Source organism: Microvirga sesbaniae (assembly GCF_025460805.1).
Lineage (GTDB): Bacteria > Pseudomonadota > Alphaproteobacteria > Rhizobiales > Beijerinckiaceae > Microvirga > Microvirga sesbaniae.
This window is the reverse complement of sequence record NZ_JAMXFJ010000001.1, coordinates 175,068-193,342: the sequence shown is the minus strand read 5'-3', so window position 1 is coordinate 193,342 and position 18,275 is coordinate 175,068. Positions and strand designations below refer to the sequence as shown.

The 18,275-nt window shown below is 67.1% G+C and carries 18 protein-coding genes; 7 read left to right on the top strand and 11 right to left on the bottom strand.

The window, feature by feature from the left end; all coding sequences use genetic code 11:
* Positions 1-107 precede the first annotated feature (107 nt).
* From groL to OCW50_RS00870, 3 genes are all read right to left on the bottom strand, one after another.
* Positions 108-1,754 (bottom strand): chaperonin GroEL, encoded by a 1,647-nt coding sequence (groL, locus tag OCW50_RS00880; protein ID WP_259060208.1) that lies wholly within the window; start codon positions 1,752-1,754, stop codon positions 108-110.
* 56 nt (positions 1,755-1,810) lie between these two features.
* Complete coding sequence (gene groES, locus OCW50_RS00875; protein ID WP_262296107.1) at positions 1,811-2,098, bottom strand: co-chaperone GroES; 288 nt, start codon at positions 2,096-2,098, stop codon at positions 1,811-1,813.
* Positions 2,099-2,346: 248 nt separating this feature from the next.
* Positions 2,347-3,192, bottom strand: coding sequence for a DMT family transporter (locus tag OCW50_RS00870; protein WP_262296106.1), 846 nt, complete (start codon positions 3,190-3,192; stop codon positions 2,347-2,349).
* Positions 3,193-3,399: 207 nt separating this feature from the next.
* Here OCW50_RS00870 and OCW50_RS00865 point away from each other — a divergent pair, with 207 nt between their 5' ends.
* Positions 3,400-4,164, top strand: a complete 765-nt coding sequence (locus OCW50_RS00865) for a L,D-transpeptidase (RefSeq protein ID WP_262296105.1) — start codon at positions 3,400-3,402, stop codon at positions 4,162-4,164.
* Between the two features lie 268 nt (positions 4,165-4,432).
* Positions 4,433-4,813 (top strand): DMT family transporter, encoded by a 381-nt coding sequence (locus OCW50_RS00860; RefSeq protein WP_444547389.1) that lies wholly within the window; start codon positions 4,433-4,435, stop codon positions 4,811-4,813.
* A gap of 54 nt (positions 4,814-4,867) precedes the next feature.
* Here OCW50_RS00860 and OCW50_RS00855 read toward each other — a convergent pair whose 3' ends face one another.
* From OCW50_RS00855 to OCW50_RS00820, 8 genes are all read right to left on the bottom strand, one after another.
* A complete protein-coding gene (locus tag OCW50_RS00855) occupies positions 4,868-5,584 on the bottom strand; it encodes a DUF2076 domain-containing protein (protein ID WP_262296103.1) in 717 nt (238 codons plus the stop codon).
* 56 nt (positions 5,585-5,640) lie between these two features.
* Positions 5,641-6,222, bottom strand: a complete 582-nt coding sequence (locus OCW50_RS00850; RefSeq protein WP_262296102.1) for an NUDIX hydrolase — start codon at positions 6,220-6,222, stop codon at positions 5,641-5,643.
* 21 nt (positions 6,223-6,243) lie between these two features.
* A complete protein-coding gene (locus tag OCW50_RS00845) occupies positions 6,244-7,095 on the bottom strand; it encodes an SDR family NAD(P)-dependent oxidoreductase (protein WP_262296101.1) in 852 nt (283 codons plus the stop codon).
* Positions 7,096-7,589: 494 nt separating this feature from the next.
* Complete coding sequence (locus tag OCW50_RS00840; protein WP_262296100.1) at positions 7,590-9,101, bottom strand: chromosome partitioning protein ParA; 1,512 nt, start codon at positions 9,099-9,101, stop codon at positions 7,590-7,592.
* A gap of 100 nt (positions 9,102-9,201) precedes the next feature.
* Positions 9,202-10,557 (bottom strand): glycolate oxidase subunit GlcF, encoded by a 1,356-nt coding sequence (gene glcF, locus OCW50_RS00835; protein ID WP_262296099.1) that lies wholly within the window; start codon positions 10,555-10,557, stop codon positions 9,202-9,204.
* 9 nt (positions 10,558-10,566) lie between these two features.
* Positions 10,567-11,181 carry a DUF2585 domain-containing protein gene (locus OCW50_RS00830; RefSeq protein ID WP_262296098.1) on the bottom strand — a complete coding sequence of 205 codons (615 nt, stop codon included), beginning with the start codon at positions 11,179-11,181 and terminating at the stop codon, positions 10,567-10,569.
* Between the two features lies 1 nt (position 11,182).
* Entirely contained in the window at positions 11,183-12,379 is a 1,197-nt protein-coding gene (gene glcE, locus OCW50_RS00825) for a glycolate oxidase subunit GlcE (protein WP_262296097.1), read from the bottom strand.
* A complete protein-coding gene (locus OCW50_RS00820; RefSeq protein ID WP_262296096.1) occupies positions 12,376-13,809 on the bottom strand; it encodes an FAD-linked oxidase C-terminal domain-containing protein in 1,434 nt (477 codons plus the stop codon). Before OCW50_RS00820 ends, glcE begins: the two co-directional genes overlap by 4 nt.
* 248 nt (positions 13,810-14,057) lie before the next feature.
* Between OCW50_RS00820 and OCW50_RS00815 the strand changes: the two genes are divergently transcribed.
* The 5 genes from OCW50_RS00815 (at position 14,058) to OCW50_RS00795 (ending at position 18,221) form a co-directional block, all read left to right on the top strand.
* Positions 14,058-14,447, top strand: coding sequence for a c-type cytochrome (locus OCW50_RS00815; RefSeq protein ID WP_262271605.1), 390 nt, complete (start codon positions 14,058-14,060; stop codon positions 14,445-14,447).
* Complete coding sequence (locus tag OCW50_RS00810; RefSeq protein ID WP_262271606.1) at positions 14,444-15,241, top strand: (Fe-S)-binding protein; 798 nt, start codon at positions 14,444-14,446, stop codon at positions 15,239-15,241. The genes OCW50_RS00815 and OCW50_RS00810 overlap by 4 nt, the downstream gene beginning before the upstream one ends.
* 9 nt (positions 15,242-15,250) lie before the next feature.
* Positions 15,251-16,684: a LutB/LldF family L-lactate oxidation iron-sulfur protein gene (locus OCW50_RS00805; protein WP_262296095.1), complete on the top strand. Its 1,434-nt coding sequence runs from the start codon at positions 15,251-15,253 to the stop codon at positions 16,682-16,684.
* On the top strand, positions 16,681-17,352 hold the full coding sequence (locus OCW50_RS00800; RefSeq protein ID WP_262296094.1) for a LutC/YkgG family protein: 672 nt from the start codon (positions 16,681-16,683) through the stop codon (positions 17,350-17,352). The genes OCW50_RS00805 and OCW50_RS00800 overlap by 4 nt, the downstream gene beginning before the upstream one ends.
* 299 nt (positions 17,353-17,651) lie before the next feature.
* Positions 17,652-18,221: a putative glycolipid-binding domain-containing protein gene (locus OCW50_RS00795; RefSeq protein WP_262271609.1), complete on the top strand. Its 570-nt coding sequence runs from the start codon at positions 17,652-17,654 to the stop codon at positions 18,219-18,221.
* The last annotated feature ends 54 nt before the right edge of the window (positions 18,222-18,275 follow it).

The window sequence follows — 18,275 nt, the reverse complement described above, 5'->3', positions numbered from 1 at the left end:
TTACGTCAGTGCTGTTGGAGCGACTTCTTGGAAGTCCATGCCGCCACTCAAGTCCGGCCTGCCGGACTTGAGCTTCCCTCAGGAAGGGGCGGCCCGAATCGGACCCTTTAGAAGTCCATGCCGCCCATGCCGCCCATGCCGCCGCCCGGCATGGCCGGAGCGGATTCGCGCTTGGGAGCCTCGGCCACCATGGCCTCGGTGGTGACGAGCAGGCCGGCGACCGAAGCCGCGTCCTGCAGAGCCGTGCGGACGACCTTCGCCGGATCGACGATGCCGGCCTGGAGCATGTCCACGAACTCTTCCGTCTGGGCGTTGAAGCCGAAGGTGTCGGACTTCGTGTTGTCGCCGATCTTGCCGACAACGATCGAGCCTTCGACGCCGGCGTTCTCGGCGATCTGACGGATCGGAGCCTCGAGAGCGCGCAGCACGATCTTGATGCCGGCATTCACGTCGGCGTTGTCGCTCTGGAGCTTGGCCACCGCAGCCTTGGCGCGCAGCAGAGCCGTGCCGCCGCCGGGGACGATGCCTTCTTCCACCGCGGCCCGGGTGGCGTTCAGGGCGTCGTCGACGCGGTCCTTCTTCTCCTTCACCTCGACCTCGGTCGCGCCGCCGACGCGGATCACCGCGACGCCGCCGGCGAGCTTGGCCAGACGCTCCTGGAGCTTCTCACGGTCGTAGTCCGAGGTGGTCTCCTCGATCTGCGCCTTGATCTGCGAAACGCGGGCCTCGATGTCGGCCTTCTGGCCGGCGCCGTCGATGATCGTGGTGTTTTCCTTCTCGATGCGGACGCGCTTGGCGCGGCCGAGCATCGGGAGCTGGACGGTCTCGAGCTTGATGCCGAGGTCTTCGGAGATCGTCTGGCCGGCGGTGAGGACGGCGATGTCCTCGAGCATGGCCTTGCGGCGGTCGCCGAAGCCCGGAGCCTTCACGGCGGCGATCTTCAGGCCGCCGCGCAGCTTGTTGACCACGAGCGTGGCGAGAGCCTCGCCTTCCACGTCCTCGGCGATGATGAGGAGCGGCTTGCCGGTCTGGACCACGGCCTCGAGGATCGGCAGCATGGGCTGGAGCGAGGAGAGCTTCTTCTCGTGGATAAGGATGTAGGGATCCTCGAGCTCGGCCACCATCTTCTCGGCGTTGGTGATGAAGTACGGCGAGAGGTAGCCGCGGTCGAACTGCATGCCTTCCACGACGTCGAGCTCGGTCTCGGCCGTCTTGGCCTCCTCGACCGTGATCACGCCCTCATTGCCGACCTTCTGCATGGCATGGGCGATCATCTCGCCGATGTCCTTGTCGCCGTTGGCGGAAATCGTGCCGACCTGGGCCACTTCCTCGGACGAGGCGACCTTCTTGGCGCGGGACTGGATGTCCTTCACGGCCTCGGCGGTGGCGAGATCGATGCCGCGCTTGAGGTCCATGGGGTTCATGCCGGCGGCCACCGCCTTGGCGCCCTCGCGCACGATGGCCTGGGCCAGAACCGTCGCCGTGGTGGTGCCGTCACCGGCGATGTCGTTGGTCTTCGAGGCCACTTCGCGCACCATCTGGGCGCCCATGTTCTCGAACTTGTCGGAGAGCTCGATCTCCTTGGCGACGGTGACGCCGTCCTTGGTGATGCGCGGCGCCCCGAAGGACTTCTCGATCACCACGTTGCGGCCCTTCGGACCCAGCGTGACCTTCACGGCATCGGCGAGGATGTCGACACCACGGAGCATCTTGTCGCGGGCGTCGGAGGAGAACTTAACGTCTTTGGCAGCCATGGGCTATGCCTCCAGTTAAATTGGAAAAGTCTTGCGATCAGGGCGATGGCGGCCGGTTAGCCGACGATGCCCATGATGTCGGATTCCTTCATGATCAGGAGGTCCTGACCGTCGATCCGCACTTCGGTGCCGGACCACTTGCCGAACAGGACGCGGTCGCCGGCCTTCACGTCGAGGGCAGCAACCTTGCCGCTCTCGTCACGGGCGCCGGGGCCGACGGCGACGACTTCGCCTTCCTGCGGCTTCTCCTTGGCGGTGTCCGGGATGATGATGCCGCCGGCCGTCTTTTCCTCGGCTTCGATGCGGCGGACGACGACGCGGTCGTGCAGCGGACGGAACTTCATGGAACTTCCCCTTTGACGATGGGCGCGGCCCCTCTGGCCGCCCCTGGTCTCTTCGCTGTTAGCACTGTCCTTGGAGGAGTGCCAACGCTGGCGGCGAGATAGGCATATGCGTCAGGGGAGTCAAGAGACCTGCCCAGGGACGATGGCAGAAAGTTCCCCTTGGCTCCTCCTAGAGGCCCGGTGCGATCCTTTCAGACCGGGCAGGCGCCGCCGACGAACCGTCGTGCCGGCGCTCCGGGCCGGCCGCCTCAGCGCCGGGACGTCAGCATGGCGGCCGCCACGATGAGGATGCCGCCGCCGAGGGTCGCCCAGGTCGGGACCTCGCTGAACACCCCGTAGCCGATCAGGACCGCCCAGATCAGGGCCGTATATTCGAGCGGGGCAAGCCTTGCCGCCTGGGCCTTGGCATAGGCGGTGGCCATCAGCACGTGGCCGATCACCCCGAGTACGCCCATGAGCAGGAACCAGGGCAGGTGCGCGGTGTTCAGGGGCTGCCAGGCCCAGAGACCGAACGGCGCCACCAGGATGAACGGCCCGATGTTCTGGAAGATCACGATGTGCAGGAACTTGTCCCGTTGCGCGCGCTGGCGCAGGAGCACCAGGCTCAGCGCATAGGTGATGGCGGATACCAGGGCGGCCGCGACGCCCGCCCAGGACCGGGCCGCCCCGGTCTCCCCGGTCTGGCCGAACACCACCACGAGGGTCCCGAGGAACCCGATGGCGATGGCGCCCACGATCCGGCCGTCGACCTTCTCGCGCAGCATCAGCATCCCGAACAGGGCGATGAACATGGGCGACAGGAAGGACAGGACGAGGGTTTCGGCGAGAGGAAGCTGTCCCAGGGCATAGAAGAAGCTCAGCGCCGTGACGACCGCGATCACGGACCGGATCGCATTGGCCGCGACGGTCTCCCGGTTGGGCCAGCCCGGCTTCAGGACGGCGACGACGCCGGCGACCACGAGGCTGCCGCACATGAAGCGCAGGAAGGCGACCTGGAAGGTCGGGTAATGGGCGGACATCCCCTTGATGACCGCATCCATGATGGACAGAACCGCGATGCCCGCGGCCGCCCGCAGGGCGGGACCGAATTTCATGATGTCACGACGATGTGGAGACGGCGTCCGGAATGAGCGCCGTCGAGAAGCACGGCTCTTACAGCACTTTCCGCGCGCCTTCACCCCTCTTTTCGGAGCATCGACAGGAAAGCGATCCGCCGGTCCCAGCTTAAATTCCGCCAGCTTGGCGGAAACAAAAGCCGCGCTTCCGGTTTATTCTGCAAAACAGCTAGACAGGATACTTCGATGCGCGCTTGGACCTCTTGCTCTGCACTGCTTCTGGCCGCCCTCCTCCCGGCTGCAGCTTCCGCGCAGCCCGTCTACCGGAGCGGCAATTTCTACGGCAACACCTATGTCTCCCCGGGCTACGACTATCCCTATGCCCGCACGGAAGACGGCTATGCCGAGAACGATCCCCGCGCGACGCGCCCGGTCGCCCGCGCCTATCAGGCCGAGCAGGTGGCAAGCTACCCGTATGACGTGCGCACCACCGGCAGCGTCGTCGGATCCCTGCCGCAGGATTACGGGAACGGCACGGGCTACGACAACAGCATCGACTACGCGATCGCGCCGGAGTTCCAGCGCCAGCTCGTGTCGTATCGCGGCGCCGAGCGTCCGGGCACGATCATCGTCGATACCAACAACAAATTCCTCTATCTCGTGCAGGACGGCGGCCGGGCCATCCGCTACGGCATCGGCGTCGGCCGCGAAGGCTTCGAATGGAGCGGGCGCAAGACCGTGTCCATGAAGCGCGAATGGCCGTCCTGGCGTCCGCCGGCCGAGATGCTGCGCCGCCGCCCCGACCTTCCGCGCTTCATGGAAGGCGGGCCTGACAACCCGCTCGGAGCCCGGGCGCTTTATCTGGGCTCGTCCCTCTATCGGATCCACGGCACCAACGAGCCGCACACCATCGGCCAGGCCGTCTCGTCCGGATGCATCCGCATGCTCAACGACGACGTGGTCGATCTCTACAACCGCGTGAAGGTCGGAACGACCGTGATCGTGATCTGATCGCGTCCCGCGCGACATTTGCGGGACGTTGCGATGGCCGGGCTCGTCCCGGCCATTCGCTTTTGGGAATCGCCCGCAGGCCGATGTAAGGCGGCATGACTAAAGCATCGGACGTGAAAAGTGGACTTGCCCTTTTGGGATCCATCCGATGCGTTCTTCTTGAATGAGAGCATCGGTCAGAACGGACCCAGCGGGCCGCGCCAGCGAAAACCGGATCCACTTTTCGCTGGCGCGGCCCTTCGGGTCACTGGCGTGGCCCTTCGGGTCGCTGACGCGGCCCTCTGGGTCCGTCCGATGCTCTAGGTCAACGGAAGATGCCATGAACTATGCTTTTCTCTTTGCCGCCATCGTCAGCGAGGTCGTCGCGACATCGGCCCTCAAGGCATCGGAGGGCCTCACGCGCGTCTGGCCGTCGGTCATCGTGGTCGTCGGCTACGGGCTCGCCTTCTACTGCCTGTCCCTGACCATGCGCACGATTCCGATCGGGATCGCCTACGCGATCTGGTCCGGTGTCGGCATCGTGCTGATCGCCCTCGCGGGATGGCTGATCTACCGGCAACCGCTCGACCTGCCCGCGCTCGCCGGCATGGCGCTCATCCTGGCGGGCGTTCTGGTCATCAACGTCTTCTCGACAACGGCCGGCCACTGACACGACAACGCCCGCCGGAGGGCGGGCGCTTCCGCGATCATCGCCGAGGAATCCTCAAGTCCAGTCCCCTTCGTCGCCGCCATCGCCGCCGAAGTCGGAGAAATCGTCCTGGCCGCCCTGGTCGTCCTGCGGGTCCTGATTCTGGTAGAGCGAATCCGTGATGCCGCCGAGATTGGCATTGTCCGCCACCTGATCGGCCCCGCCCAGGCCGGCCAGGGAGGACGCGTCGTTCAACGGATTGTTGTCGCCGCTGAAGGCATGGGTCAGGGCGTTGGCGATCATCATGCCGCCCGCGACGCCCGCCGCGGTCGAGAGGGCGGTTCCGAGGAAGCCGCCGCCGCGCTGCATGCCGCCGCCCCAGGGACCGGGCGCTCCGCCCATCATGCCGCCCTGCGGAGCCCCATAGGGCTGCTGCTGCGGATAGGGCTGCGGCTGGCCCCAGGGCGAGGCCTGGCGGGCCGGCGGCGTGTTGTAGGCCGGTCCCGGCGGACGCGACGCGCCGCCGCCGAAGATGCTGGACAGGAAGCCGCCCTGCTGGGGCTGGCGGCTCGCCCGGTCGAGTTCGGCCCGCAGCTGCTCGTTCTCGGCCTGGAGATTGCCCAGGGCCTGTTCCTGGACGAAGACGGCTTGGGCCAGGGCATAGGGCGCATAGGGCTGCTGGCGCAGCTTCTCGGCGATGAAGCGCTCGGCCTCCGGATCGCGCGGCTGGTCCGCCACCTGCTCGAGGCGTCGGAAGATGTCGCTGATGACCTGGCGTTCCTGATCATTCATGGCATGGCTCCTTGAAGGCGTGCTGGAGGAGGATGTAAGCACGGCCCCTGCCTTTGTCAGGGGTGGGCCAGTCCGAGCCGGCGCATATTCCGCAGGGCCTGCGGGGCGATCGCCTCCAGGTCCGCAACGTCGCGCCATGCCGCACCGTGCACCTCCCGCAGATCGGGACGGAGCGCGCCGGGCTCCGTTGCCCGCACCACATAGCGGATGTCGTGATGCCAATGCTCCGGTTCGTTCCGCTCGGGACGCGCCGGGATGCGGTGGCTGTCGATATCGACGGGAAGGCCCGTCCGCTCATGCCAAGGATCGATCACGAGACCGTGCAGCCCGGTTTCCTCCACGGCCTCCCGCAGGGCAGACCCGGGCAGATCGTCCGGCGGCTCGTAATGGCCGCCGGGCTGGAGCCAGCGCCCGAGGGAGCGGTGATGGATCAGCAGGATCCGCCGGCCGGCGGGATCGAGGATGAACGCCGAGGTGGTGACATGCCCGGGCCACGTCCCGCGGGCGTGAAGAGCGTCCCGGTCCGCGATCTGCCGGCGCAGAAGCGCATGCCGGTCCTGCGGCACGCCGAACGCCTGGGCATGCGCGTTCAGGATGGTCCCGATCTCTTCCCGGAAGGCGGCCGGATCGAAGGGCATGGACGAGGCACCCACGGTCGCTCAGCCTTCCATCACCTTGGCGAAGGCCTCCTTGTAGTCGGGGTGCCAGCGCGAGAGCGGCGGACGGTTCTCGATCAGGTCCTCGGCGGCCCAGCGGATGCGCTTCTCGTCCGTCTCGCGGGTGGTCTCGTTGTCCGGGCAGAGCACGTAGAAATCGTTCCGTTCCAGGGCCGGCAGCAGGAAGTCGACCACCTGCTCCGGCGCCCAGGCGCCGGCCGGCTTTTCGGCAATGCCCCGCGCCCGGGTGAAGCCCGTATAGACGAAGCCCGGAATGAGGAGATGCGCCGTGACCCGGCAGCCGGGCCGGTTGCGCAGGTCGTGGGCCAGCGCCTCGGTGAAGACCTTCACGCCGGCCTTGGAGATGTTGTAGGCGGTGTTGCCGGGCGGCGTGGTGATGCCCTGCTTCGATCCCGTATTGATGATGGCGCCCGGGCTGCTCTGGCCGATCATGGCGGGGGCGAAGACCTGGACGCCGTTGATGACGCCCCAGAGGTTGGTCTCGAGGATGGCGCGCCAGCGCTGCGGATCGCCGAACATCTCGCCGCCGCCCTCGGTCCCGGCATTGTTCATCAGAACGGCCACCTCGCCGAAGGCGGAATGAACCGTCTCGCGGAGATTCTCCACCTGCTCCAGCCGGCTGACATCGGTCGCGACCGCCAGCACGTGGTCCGGGCTGCCGGCGAGGCCGGCCACCTCCTCGGCGGCGAGCCGGAGCGCCTCGCCTTCGAGATCCGCCAGGCAGACCCTCATGCCGAGTTCCGCGAATCGCCGGGCGGCGGCAAGCCCGATGCCGCTCGCGGCTCCGGTGACGACGGCGACGCGGCCGGCGGCGATTGCAGGATGCTGGGCCATTGCTTGGATCCTTTGTTCTCGTTTCTGAGCGGATGCGATTCGACGACAGGCCCAAAGTGGCGCGGCGGGGCTCCTTCGCCAAGGCCGGCGGAGTGATGGGCGCCATATGTCCGACGCGGTGCGCGGGCCCCGGTCTCGCTCCCGGCCTGCACCTTCTCTGCCATGACGCCCTCTCCCCGTCATGGCCGGCAAGGTGCAGGCCGCCCCGATGCAGCGGGGCGCCTCAAGAAAGCGGGGTCACCGGGACAAGCCCGGTGATGACGTGGAAGGTGGTGTGAGCGGATGATGCCACCCTCCCACGTCATGGCCGGCCTTGTGCCGGCCATCCCGATGCGGTGAGGTGCGGCGCCGCAAGCAATCGGGATCACCGGCACAAGGCCGGTGATGACGTGGCGGGTGGGACAAGCCCGGTGATGACGGGCAGGGTGAGAAACGCAAATGCCATCTGCAAAAGAAAAGTCCCGCATCTCTGCGGGGCCGTGGAGGTGAACGGTCTATTCCGCGTCCGGCGACTTCAGGGGCCGGACGTTGGTTTCGGCCTCGTCCTCGTCGAAGAGCGTGGGATCTTCCTCCGGCGTGTCGAGGCGGGTCTTCTTGCGCAGGGCCACGTATTTCTTCTGGATCTTGGTGCGGCTCTCGCGGGCGATTTCGAGGGCGCCCTGGACCAGGGAGCGCTCGGCCTTCTCGTTCTGCAGCTCCTCCGTGAGGCGGCGGTTGGCCGCCTCCAGGGTGCCGCGCTCCTGATCGAAGCGCTTGGTGAGCTGATCGATGCGCTCGGTGAGGCTCGCCAGCTTGTTGTCGGAGCTTTCGATCTGGAAGTCCTTGGCCGCGATGGCCTTGTTGAGCATCTCCACGCGCTCCTGCAGCTCGATGCGCGAGCGCTGGAGTTCGTTGACCATGGCGACCTGGCGCTCGACCTCCTGCTGGGTCGCCTCGAGGCGGCGATCGAGAGTGTTCTTCTCGATGGTCGTCTCTTTCAGGGTACGCTCGACGCCGCGCAGGGCCTCGTTCTTGTCGCGCAGCTGGTCGCGGGTATGGGTCAGGATCTTGTCGGTCGCGGCCAGGCGAGAGTTGAGGCCCTCGATCTTCATGTCGAGAGCCGAAAGATCGGTCTGATGGGCCGAGCGCTCGGAATCGATCTGGGTCTCCAGGCGCTGGCGCAGCACCTGTTCGGCCATGAGCTTGGTCTCGAGCTCGGAGGCGCGCTGGCGCGTGGCCTCGAGCTGGGTCTCCAGTTCGCCGTAGCGGTTCGTCAGGCTGGACAGGCGATAGTTCTGCTCCTCGGCCACCTTCTGCAGGCGCTTCACCTCGTGATCGAGCAGGCCGTTGCGCTCGCGGGTCTCGATGAGCTCCCGTTCGGCCCGGGCCACCGTCTGGTCGGCCTCCTGGGCCTCCAGGCGCAGGGCCTGGTTCTCCTCGGTGATGTTGCGGGCGCGCTCCGTCTCGATGGCGAGTTGGTTCTCGAGATCGGCGACGATGGCCTCCTTGTCCTTCACGTTGAGGCGCAGGTCCTCGATGAAGGATTCCTGCTCCCGAACCCGGGTCTCCGCCTTGCGCAGCTGCGACACCGCGGCAGTCAGGTCGTCCACCGTCCGGGCATGGAGGCCGTTGAGGTCCCCGAGTTCCCGGCGCAGGGCCACGGTCGTGTCGGTTTCCTGCCTGAGCACCGCCTCGGTTTCGAGAAGGCGCGACTGGAGCTGCGGGTAGCTGCGGATGAGATCGTTCACCGGCTCGCTCAGAAGGGCGAAATCCTCCTTCAGGCTGCGGATCTCCTCGAGACGGTCGATCATGTTGGCGAAGCGGACGCGGATCAGCTCGTTCTTCTGGCCGACGGAATCGAGCGCCCCGTTGGGCCGGACGACGATCGTCTCGCTCTTCTGCGACGGCGCCTCGACGGGCGCGGCGACGGCCTCGGCGGTCCCGCCCCCCTCGTGCAGAGATCCTGCGACGGCCTCGTCCTGCCTCTTTCCAAATCGGTTCCTGAACGACGTCCAACCCGAAGACATGTGCCGGCCCTTACGCCTCTGAAATTCACCCTTTCCCGACTTTTAGCCCAGATGCGGCCGGTTTGGAAATGAAATTTCGTTGCGTAAGAGTGTAGCAGCCCTATTCGGCCGCGACGGTCAGCGACCCCGAGATGCGCTTCTGGAAACCTGCCGCCTCCAGGGCTTCCGGCATGGGCCCGCCGGTCGCCCAGTCGAGAAGCTCGACCGTGTGGACGATGGGGATCTCGGTCCCCTTCCCGATCTGGGTCATGCAGCCGATATTGCCGGTGGCGATCAGATCCGGCTTGGTGCGCTCGATATTGGCGACCTTGCGGGCCCGGAGCTGGGCGGCGATCTCGGGCTGGAGGAGGTTGTAGGTGCCGGCCGACCCGCAGCAGATATGCCCTTCCGGCACGTCTTTGACGGCAAAGCCCGCCTGCTTCAGCAGGGTTTTGGGCTCCGTGCGGATCGCCTGACCATGCTGCATGGAGCAGGCGGAGTGATAGGCCACCACCAGGTCGGTCTCGCGCACCGGCTCCATGAGCTTGAGGGACGTGACGTATTCGGTGACGTCCTTGGCGATGGCGGACACCCGGGCGGCCTTCTCGGCATAGTCCGGGTCTTCCCGGAACATGAAGCCGTAATCCTTGATCGTCGTGCCGCAGCCGGACGCCGTGATGATGATGGCATCGAGCCCCTCCCCGTCGATCTCGGCGATCCAGGCGTCGATGTTGCGCCGGGCGAAACCGTGGGCCTCCTCGTCGCGGCCCATATGGTGGACGAGGGCGCCGCAGCACCCCTCCCCCTTGGGCTGGACCACATCGACGCCATGGCGGTTGAGGAGCCGGACGGCGGCCTCGTTGAAGCCGGGCCTGAGCACCGGCTGGGCGCACCCGGACAGGATCGCCACCCGGCCCCGGCGCTCCCCATGGGCCTTGAAGGTGCCGGGCTGGTCGAAGGGCGAGCGGGCAGGCACTTTCGCGGGCGCCAGCTCGATCATCGCCCGCAGCCGGTTGCCGAGGAGCGGCAGCCCGCCGATCACGCCCTTCAGGGGTTTGGCCAGCAAGGCGGCGCCGAGCGCGAACCGGAAGCGGCCCGGATATGGCAACACGCTGGCCAGCACCCAGCGCAGGAGCCGGTCGTGCCAGGGACGCGTGTAGGTCGCCTCGATATAGGCGCGGGCATGGTCGACCAGATGCATGTAATGCACGCCGGACGGACAGGTGGTCATGCAGGACAGGCACGAGAGGCAGCGATCGATATGCTTGACGACTTCCGGAGACGCGGGCTTCCCGCTCTCCAGCATGTCCTTCATCAGGTAGATGCGCCCGCGGGGGGAATCGAGCTCGTCGCCGAGCAGGAGGTAGGTCGGGCAGGTCGCGGTGCAGAAGCCGCAATGGACGCAGGTCCGGAGGATCTTCTCCGAACTGGCCATGGCGGGATCTCTGAGCTGATCGGGCGTGAAGTTGGTCTGCATGGTTTTATCTCACATCGCCCCTTGCCAGCGGTTGATTGCATCCACGGGATGGATCAGCATGATGACGTTCAAAATGAGGTTGTCGCGGATCCAGAGCCCGACGAAGGCTTCCATGGCGGCGGCCACGAGCATGGTCAGCCAGACCGGCCAGATCCGCGCCAGCACGAACCCGGCGATCATGGCGAGGATGTCCGACACCGAGTTGATGACGCTGTCGCCGTAATAGTCGAGCGCGATGGTCGTCGCGCGATAGCGCTCGATGACCGCGTCGGTGTTCTCGGCGATCTCCCAGGCGGCCTCCAGGCCGATGGCGCAAAGAAGCGCAGTGCCGAAGGGCAGCGCCCTTCCGCGCAGCCGCCCGATCGCCCAGGCTCCCGCATAGAACAGGAAGCCGTGGATGACGTGGGAGGGCGTGTACCAGTCGGCCAGATGCTGCGAGTTGCCGGAATCCTTCACGGTGCCGTGCCACAGCTCGATCGTCCCGCAGGTGCAGATCGGCGTGCGGCCCATCAGCAGGAGGATCGCGGCCGCGCATGCGACGAGCCCGAGGGCGAGCCCGGCGACGAGCGCCGTCCGCGCGCTGTTCCGGGGCCTTGCCTGCGCGAGTGATGCCGTGCCGGCCATCTCAGACCCCCGCATACATCCGGCCGGGATTGAGGATGCCGGCGGGATCGAAGGACGCCTTGATGCCGCGCGAGAGCGTCATCAGGGCATCCGGTTGCGGCTCGAACACGTCGACGGCGGAGCGGATCTCGGCCGGGGCGCGCACCAGGGTGGCGTGGCCGCCGAACGCTCTCGTCGCCTCGCGCAGGACCGACGCGCCCGCATCGCCGTCGACCGGCGTCGAGATCCAGACGAGCCCCCCGCCCCAATCGTAGAACCATTGCGCGTCGAGGGACTGAGCGACCTGCGCAACCAGATCCGGCCCCCTGGTCGGCGCCGTGGAGACGCGCCAGACGGCCCGGTTGCCCTGATCGGTCAGGAGGGTCACGTCGCGCACCGACTGCCAGAGGGCCTCGGCCCCGACGCCTTCGAGGATGTCCATGAAGCGGAAGCGCCTCAGCATGCGCTTGAGCTCGTTCATCCGGTAATCGACCGAGATCCTGAAGCCTTCGAGCCGGATCAGGGTGTTCCCGCCCCGGCGGTCGCGGTCCGGAACATGCGCGGCCCCGGTGACGTCGAAGGGAGAACCGAGGGCCATCGACAAAGCCTCGATCGCCTGCCGGTCGTCGAGGCCGCGGATGACCAGGGTCGCCATGCGCTCCTGCTTGGGAAGCACCTTGAACGTCACCTCGGTCAGGAAGCCCAGCGTGCCCCAGGAACCGCCCATGAGCTTCACGAGATCGAGCCCGGTGACGTTCTTCATCACGCGTCCGCCGGACTTCACCGTCTCGCCGCGCCCGTTGACGAAGCGCACGCCGATCAGGCTGTCGCGGGCGGCGCCCGCCATGATGCGGCGTGGGCCGGAGATGTTCATGGCCGCCACCGCCCCGATGGTCGGGTCGCCCTTCGTGCCGAGGAGCGCGCGGTAATCCATCGGCTCGAAGGGCAGTTCCTGACCCTTCGCGGCCAGCACCCGCATGACCTCCAGCAACGGCGTGCCGCTGCGCGCGGAGATCACGAGCTCGGCCGGCTCGTAGAGCGTGATGCCGGTCAGCCCCGACGACGAGATGGACGCGTCGGTCTGGTTCGGCCGCCCCATGGGGCTCTTGGTGCCGTTGCCGGCTACGTTGAGGAGCGTGCCCTTGTCGGCGGCCTCGCGGATGATGACGGACGCGTCCTGCTCGTCGCGGGGGGTATGGCGAGGGGAATCGACGATCACGCGGCGAACCTTCCTTCGAGGGGGAACACCTTCGCGGGGTTGAGGAGCCAGCCGGGATCGAACACGCCGCGCACGCGCATCTGCTGCTCGAGATCCGTGGCATTGAACTGGCAGGTCATCAGGTCGCGCTTCTCGATGCCGACACCGTGCTCGCCCGTGAGGCAACCGCCAACCTCCACGCAGAGTCTGAGAATGTCCTCGCCGGCCTTCTCGGCCTTCTCCATCTCGCCCGGCACGTTGGTGTTGAACATGACGAGCGGGTGCAGGTTGCCGTCGCCCGCATGGAACACGTTGGCGACGCCGAGCCCGTAGGACTTCACGATCTCGTCGATGCGGTTGAGGACATAGGGCAGCTGGCCCGTCGGGATCGTGCCGTCCATGCAGATGTAGTCGGCGACGCGCCCCGTGGCCCCGAAGGCGGATTTGCGGCCCTTCCAGATCGCCGCGCTCTCGGCCTCCGATTGCGAGACCTTCATGGTCTTCGGCCGGAACGGCTCGGCAATCGCCACGATGCGCCGGAGCATGTCGTCGATCTCCTGGTCGGAGCCCTCGACCTCGCAGATCAGCATGGCCTCCACGTCGAGCGGATAGCCCGCATGGGCGAAGGCCTCGCAGATCTGGATCGCCGGCTTGTCCATGTATTCGAGCGCCACCGGGATGATGCCCGCCCCGATGATCGCCGCCACGCAGGCGCCCGCATCCTCCACCGACGAGAAGCCGAAGAGCGCGGGCCTTGCGCCTTCCGCCGCGCGCAGGATCCGCACCACCGCCTCGGTGACGACGCCGAGCTGGCCCTCCGAGCCGCAGATCAGGCCGAGCAGATCGTAGCCCGGAGCGTCGAGGTGCTCGCCGCCGATCTCCACCACCGTGCCGTCGAGGAGCACCAGGGTGACGCCGAGCAGGTTGTTGGTGGTCACGCCGTATTTCAGGCAATGCGCCCCGCCCGAGTTCATGGCGATGTTGCCCGCGATGGTGCAGGCGAGCTGGCTCGACGGATCGGGCGCGTAGAAGAAGCCTTCGTGCGACACCGCCTGGCTGATGCCGAGATTGGTGATGCCCGACTGGACGCGCGCCGTGCGCGCCTCGAAATCGACGTTCAGCACCCGGTTCATCTTGGCGACCCCGAGCACGATGGCATCTTCCTGCGGGATCGCCCCGCCGCAGAGCGAGGTTCCCGCCCCGCGCGGCACCACCTTCACGCGGTTCTCATGGCAGAAGCGCAGGATGGCCGAGACCTCCTCGGTGGTCGAGGGCAGCACCACCGCGAGCGGCATCCGGCGGTAGGCGGTCAGGCCGTCGGTCTCGAAGGCGCGGCGCTCGTCCTCGGACACGATCAGCGCCTCCGACGCGACAAGGCGTCCCAAACCCTCGACGATCTCCCTTCGGCGCGCCAGAACCGCCTTGTCCGGCTGTGGAAATGCAATGGTCATGGCATCCTCCCGAGGAGTTATCGCTGCGTCCAGGGAATGGCTACCTTAACAATAAGGCGGCTTTTCCCGATGGCGTTTTCACATAATGTAGAATGTCTCTAACGCATTGTGCGGAAAAGTGGACCCGGTTTTCCGCAAAGAACGATGCGTCGCTCAATAAATTGAGCATCGGATGGATCCCAAAAGTGGTGTCCACTTTTGGGTCCGATGCTCTAGGATGAGACAGGGGTCCAGCAAAGGAGTTTTTGATGCGTTCCTTCGTTCTTTCCGCCGCCCTGCTTCTCGCCGGGCTCGGGTCGGCCCAGGCCCAGGACGCCGCTGCCGGCGAGAAGGTCTTCGCCCAGTGCCGCGCCTGCCACCAGGTGGGCGAGAATGCGAAAAACGCCGTGGGCCCGGTGCTGAACGGCCTCTTCGGCCGCCACTCGGGCTCGGTGGAGGGCTACAACTACTCGGCGGCCAACAAGAATTCCGGCATCACCTGGGACGAGGCCACGTTCCGCGAGTACATCAAGGACCCGAAGGCCAAGATCCCGGGCACCAAGATGATCTATGCCGGGGTGAAGGACGAGCAGAGGGTCAACGACCTCGTGGCCTATCTCAAGCAGTTCGACGCCACGGGCAAGAAGGTCACACAATGAGCGTTCTGCCGTTGCAGGGCCGCCCGGCCAATCCCCGGGTCGGCCTCTTCGTCACCTGCCTGGTCGATCTGATGCGCCCCTCCGTGGGCTTTGCCGCCGTCAAGCTTCTGGAGGACGCCGGCTGCATCGTCGACGTTCCCGTCCAGACCTGCTGCGGGCAGCCGGCCTACAATTCGGGCGACCGCGGCACCACGCGCGACCTCGCCATGCAGGTGATCGACGCCTTCCACGGCTACGACTACGTGGTCGCGCCCTCGGGCTCCTGCGCCGGGACGATCAGGGTCCACTACCCGGAACTCTTCGAGGAAGACCCGAACTGGCGCGCCAAGGCCGATGCGCTCGCGGCCAGGACCTACGAGCTGACCAGCTTCCTGGTCGACGTGCTCGGCGTCACCAGGGTCGATGCGTCCTTCGACGGCCCCGTCACCTATCACGATTCCTGCTCGGGCCTCAGGGAACTCGGCGTGCAGACCCAGCCGCGCCGGCTTCTCGGGAGCGTGGAGGGACTGAGCCTCGTCGAGATGAAGGACAGCGACGTCTGCTGCGGCTTCGGCGGCACGTTCGCGGTCAAATACAGCGACATCTCGGGCGCCATCGTCGACGCCAAGGCCCGCAACGTCGAGGAGGCCCATGCCCCCACCCTGCTCGCCGGCGACCTCGGCTGCCTCATGAACATGGCGGGCAAACTCACCCGCGACGGCCGCCCGATCCAGGTGCGCCACGTGGCGGAGGTCCTGGCCGGCATGACCGACGAGCCGCCGATCGGTGTCGCCAAAGCCCCCGCCGTCAAGTAAAAGTCGATCATGACCGTTCATTCCACCTCTCCCCAGTTCAAGCAGAATGCCGCGCGGGCGCTGAACGACGATCAGCTCCAGAAGGCGCTCGGCAACGTGAAGCAGGGCTTCATCGACAAGCGCCAGATGGCGGCGGCCAAGCTGCCGGAATTCGAGGCGCTGCGGGATGCGGCGCGCGACATCAAGAACCACACGCTCGAGCATCTCGACCTCTACCTCGAAGCCTACGAGGAGAAGGTGAGATCGTCGGGCGGGCACGTGCATTTCGCCCGCAACGCCGACGAGGCCCGCGACATCATCCTCGGCATCTGCCGGGACGCAGGCGCGAAGACGGTCACGAAGGGCAAGTCCATGATCTCGGAGGAGATCGGGATCAACCATCACCTGGAGGCGAACGGGATCCGGCCGGTCGAGACCGATCTCGGCGAATACATCATCCAGCTGCGCGGCGAGCTGCCGAGCCACATCATCGCGCCGGCCGTTCACCTCAACGCCACCCAGGTGGAGGAGGATTTCCGGCGCGTCCACACCCATCTCGACGCCAAGCGCGACCTCTCCGAGCCGGTGCAGCTTCTCACCGAGGCCCGGGCCGTCCTGCGCGAACGGTTCCTGGCCGCGGATGTCGGCATCACGGGCGCGAACTTCCTGGTGGCGGAGACCGGCACCTCGATCATCGTGACCAACGAGGGCAACGGCGATCTGACCCAGATCCTGCCGAAGACCCATATCGTGCTCGCGTCCATCGAGAAGCTCGTCCCGACCCTCGAGGACGCGAGCCAGCTCCTGCGGGTGCTCGCCCGCTCGGCCACCGGCCAGGAGATGTCGGTCTACACCACCTTCTCCACCGGCCCCCGCCGCAGCGCCGACGCGGACGGGCCCGAGAATTACCACGTCGTCATCCTCGACAACGGGCGCTCCTCCATGCTCGGCACCAGCTTCGAGGAGATGCTGCGCTGCATCCGCTGCGGCGCCTGCATGAACCATTGCCCGGTCTATCACGCGGTCGGCGGGCACGCCTATGGCTGGGTCTATCCCGGCCCCATGGGGGCGGTGCTCACGCCCTCGCTGATCGGCGTCGACAAGGCCGGCCATCTGCCCAATGCCTCCACGTTCTGCGGGCGCTGCGAGAGCGTGTGCCCGGTCCGCATCCCGCTCCCCAAGCTCATGCGCCACTGGCGCGAGCGGGAATTCGAGCGGCACCTGACCCCCGCCACCGTCCGGTCCGGCCTCCAGCTCTGGGGCTTCTTCGCCCGGCGCCCCGCCCTGTACCGGTTCGCCACCCGGGCCGCCATGGGGGTCCTGGCCCTGGCCGGCCGCCAGCGTGGCCGCTTCGCATGGCTGCCCATGGCCAGGGGCTGGACCAAGTATCGGGACTTCCCGGCCCCGCAGGGCGAGACCTTCCAAGCGCGCTGGAAGCGCGAGCGCCAGGGAGCCCGCGCATGAGCGCCCGCGACGACATTTTCGCCAACATCCGCCGATCCCTCGGCGTCAAGGGCAGCGAGACCATCCGCCGGCAGATCGTGGCCGACCGCCTGGAGCGCGCGCCCAAGGGCGTCATCCCCAAGCGCGGGCAAGTGTCCGGCGAGGACCGCATCGCGCTTTTCAAGACCATGGTCGAGACGGCGCTCGCCACCGTGACGGAGGTCGCCTCCCCGGCGGAGGTGCCGCAATCCATCGCGCTCTTCCTGCGCAACCACAACCTGCCGGCGACCCTGCGCATGGGCGAGGATCCGCGCCTGCAGGCCATGCCCTGGTCCGAGACCGCCCTCGAGATCGCCCAGGGGCCGAGCGAGGGCCGCGACCTCAACGCGGTGAGCCACGCCTTCGGGGGCGTGGCGGAATCCGGCACCCTCGCCATGGTGTCGGGCCCCGAGAACCCCTCCACGCTCAACTTCCTGCCCGACAACCACATCGTCGTGGTGTCGGGCAAGGACATCGCGGGCGACTACGAATCCGTGTGGAACCGGGTCCGTTTCGCCTACGGCAAGGGCACCATGCCGCGCACGGTGAACTGGATCACCGGCCCGTCCCGTTCCGGCGACATCGAGCAGACCCTGCTCCTCGGCGCCCACGGCCCGCGGCGGCTGCATGTGGTGGTGGTGCGGGACTGAGGGCGCTGCCCGAACCTCACCCTCGTTTCAGGCACAAGCCGCGTCTCCCCGTCATCACCGGGCTTGTCCCACCCTCCACGTCATCACCGGGCTTGTGCCGGTGATCCCGATCCGAAGAACGCCGCGCCTCACCGCATCGGGATGGCCGGGACAAGCCCGGCCATGACGGAGAGGTTGGACGGAGAGGTTGGCCTTACATTCCCCGATCCTTGCTTCGGCCCGCGAGCGGCCCTCGATTCGACAAGCCGTCCGGCTGAGCCATAATCCACCGGCACAAGAGCTGCGCCCCGGAGCCCCGCATGTCCATCCCGACCCTGATCTTCCGCGCCCTCCGCTGGTCGGCCTGGAACGGCTGCGAGACCGGACTGGAGCATGTGGACGTGCGGCCGGCCGATGGGGGCCTCGCCATCGCGGGCGTCGTCATCGGTCAGGACGGCGAGGACGAATTCGGCCTCTCCTACCGGGTCAGGCTCGACGCCCTGTGGCACACCAAGGAGGTTCACGTGCGGACCACCTCGGGGCATGTGCTGCACCTCGAGGGCGACGGCCGCGGGCACTGGCGCGAGAACGGCAGGGACCGGCCGGACCTGCAGGGCTGCATCGATATCGACATCCAGGCGACGCCGCTGACCAACACCCTGCCGATCCGGCGCCTCGACCTGGACACCGGCGAGAGCATGGACATCCGCCTCTGCTACATCGGCACGCCCGATCTGGCCGTCTCTCCGGCCGACCAGCGCTATACGGCGCTCGAAGCAGGTTCCCTCTACCGGTTCGAGAGCCTGGAGAGCGGCTTCACCGCGGATCTGCCCGTGGACGAGGACGGCTTCGTCCTGGACTATCCCGGGCTGTTCAGGCGCCTGGGCTGACGCGCCCGAGCTCGGCCGTGACAACTGGGCACAGGAAAGAGTGCTGGCGTCTCG